The following is a 3046-nucleotide window of genomic DNA, read 5'->3' as shown; positions in this document are numbered from 1 at the left end:
ATCATATTTGGCGTCACCACCAAAATATGCCGCAACCTTATTATTCGTCTCAAAAAGCTGGGAACCATTTATAGCATCCGTTGAAGTCTTAGAAACTTCTCCGTTTAAAAGAGACGTAATCTTGCTGTTTTCTTGTATCCTTACAGACTTGCCCCCTTCTTCTGTGCTCTGTTCATGACGGGCTACAAAGGCATGGGCTTCCTTATTCCACAGCAGAGCATCACCTTTAACTTGTTCAGTAACATTCGTTAGTTGATCTTCAACTTTTTTGATGCTTGTATCTAGCTGTCCCTTGTTAACCGCCTCATTCTCTTTCTCTGCTGCTTTCACACCAGAAAGGGTCCGTAACTCTTTTTTGCTGTTAGCAATATTGATTTCACTGCCTTCTACTTCTTTACCAATAGTAATATAATTTGTATTGGCATCTTTCTTAACAAGGCTATCACCCTTCACATTGCTAATCTCATTATTAATCTGCTTCGTAATCTCATTCTTAACATTCGTGATAGAATTACCAACACCTGCAAACGCATCCGCTACATTATGATAGACTGTTTCTTTAGCTTCTGCACCATCACCGTTAACAGTTTTAACCTTAAAGGTTGGAGCGGTCCATTGGCCATTCTCGTATTTGGCGTCACCACCAAAATACGTCGCAACCTTATCGCCCAACGAGTAAAGCTGATTACCCGTAACTGCATCCGTGGAGGTTGATGAAACTTCACCATTCGCAAGAAACTTAATCTTGCTACTTGTCTTTGCATCTCCCTCTCCATGATGGGCAACAAACGCACCATCTTCCTTGCTCCATGATAAGGAATCGCCTTCTACTTTGGTGACTACATTATTGATCTCTTTATGAATATTCGTAAAAGAATTACCAACACCTGCAAGGGCAGTTGCTACATCATTGTAGACCGTTTCTTTACCTTCTGTACCATCATCGTTAATAGTTTTAACCTTAAAGGTTGGAGCAGTCCATTTGCCATTCTCATATTTGGCTCCACCACCAAAATACGTCGCAAATGTATTACCTAGTGAATAAAGCTGAGAACCATTTATAGCATCTGTTGAACCAGTAGAAACATCACCATTCGCAAGAGATGTGATCTTACTACTTGTCTTTGCATCTCCCTCTCCATGATGGGCCACAAACGCATTGGCTTCCTTGCTCCACGATAAGGAATCACCTTCCACCTTGGTAACTACATTATTAATCTCATTTTTAATCTCTTTATGAATATCCGTAATAGAATTACCAACACCCTCAAAAGCAGCCGCTACGTTATCATAGCTTTCTTCGCTTTCTGTACCATCACCCTTAATAGTTTTAACCTTAAAGGTTGGATGATTCCAGTTTCCATTTCCAAAATCAGCACCACCTCCAAAATACTTAGCCAGACCAACACCCAGATGATTGACCTGCCCACCATTCACGGCATCTGTTGAATTTTCACGGAGTTCCCCACTTACAATGCCGGAAATAACTCGACCCTCGCCTTTATTGTTTGTAATATCTATCTTATTACCATCTGCTTCTTTACCAATAGTGATAAAATGTGTTTTTGCATCTTGTTTTACAAAGCTACTGGATGCTACCTGTTCTTTGATCTCCTTCAGCTGTGCAAAATTCACTGCATCAGTATCATCAGTACCCGTTGCAACTCCTGTTATCTTTTTACTACCAGCGCCAATACCATCGGTCGTTATTTTTGGACCACCTGTAATTACTAAGCCGGTGGCATCGAAGGTATTTGTACCTGCCTTTAAGCTCGTTAATGCAACATCTTTAGCCAGATCAAATTTTAGCTTATTGTCTTTATCGCCTTTTGTAATCTGAAGATTTGTACTTCCAGCAGAAAAATCTACATCACCATCCATAAGAACAGTTGTGCCATTTGCACCGCCAGCAGAGAGTTTCCAACCGTTTTTTCTTACAACATCTTCTAAGTCTCTTAACTGTGCAACATTCACAGCATCGGTAGCCTCAGAACCAGCTGCTACGCCTGTAATTTGTCTGGTTATACCCTTACTATGATCACCAACACTCACTACACCCCGCGTACTTTTCCATTGCGCCTCTGTGTTTGTTGCAGAACCCTGCGCCAAAGAAGTATAACCAAAAACGCCAGCAGCCCTATTGGCTACAGATTCAGCACCTATTGCAACACTTGTCTCAACCTCTGCTTTTGAATGAGCACCAAAAGCTATAGATCCTTTACCGTTCGCCCTAACACGACGTCCAATAGCAATTGATTCTTCGCCCTTCGCTATTGTACGTCCCTCAGGGGGAGTCGGGTTATCGGCCCATCTACCTTCGCCACCTATTGCGATACTGCTTTGCCCTACAGCGTACGCCAAATGACCTACAGCAACAGTATATTTATTATCCACCTGCGCACCATAACCAACAGCAACCGAATCTACAGCATAGGCTTTTATTTTGGTACCAATAGCAACAACATCGTTCGATGTATGCATTCCTGGTCCTTTTTCTACATCATTACCAAATATGACATTAGTAACCTCTACGTCACGTTGCATTCCCGTACCGCGCTGCATTCTAGCCATAGAGTCATTGCGCAAAGGATTCAATGCATCAATGGTCGCTGTATTTTCACCATTCTGTGCACTGATGATAAATTCTTTATATTTCTCCGCTGCACTGAACTTACTTTTCAGTAAATTATTGCCATCAGGTGCCAAAACATTCACGATAGCATTATCACTACTTTTCTTAGAAAATATTGTGGTTAAAAAATTGACATAGTCACTCACAGCGCTCGCTGTCAGTGTGCTCCCCGCTTGTTGTGCTGTTACATCATTTTCCTGATCACTCGCATCAACATCATAGTCATCAACAACAGAGATAACACTTTGCGGAAACGTTACAGAAGGGCTTTTCGCACTTATGAGAAGCGCTTCTTTTGGAGAAACTGTTTTTGAATACACTGGAGAAGCACTCGACAAAAGTGCTACTATTGAGGATAAAGAAAGCATCTTTACAAAAGATGTCTTGTAAATAGGACGAAGAAAATTCAATTTG

At 41.4% G+C, this 3046-nt stretch carries 1 pseudogene; it reads right to left on the bottom strand.

Annotated features, from left to right (window positions below):
* A pseudogene (locus tag J7R13_RS08415) lies at positions 1–3046 on the bottom strand (hypothetical protein); the annotation flags it as partial.

The organism is Bartonella taylorii 8TBB (assembly GCF_902825155.1).
GTDB lineage: Bacteria > Pseudomonadota > Alphaproteobacteria > Rhizobiales > Rhizobiaceae > Bartonella > Bartonella taylorii_A.
This window is presented reverse-complemented; position numbering and strand designations above follow the sequence as displayed.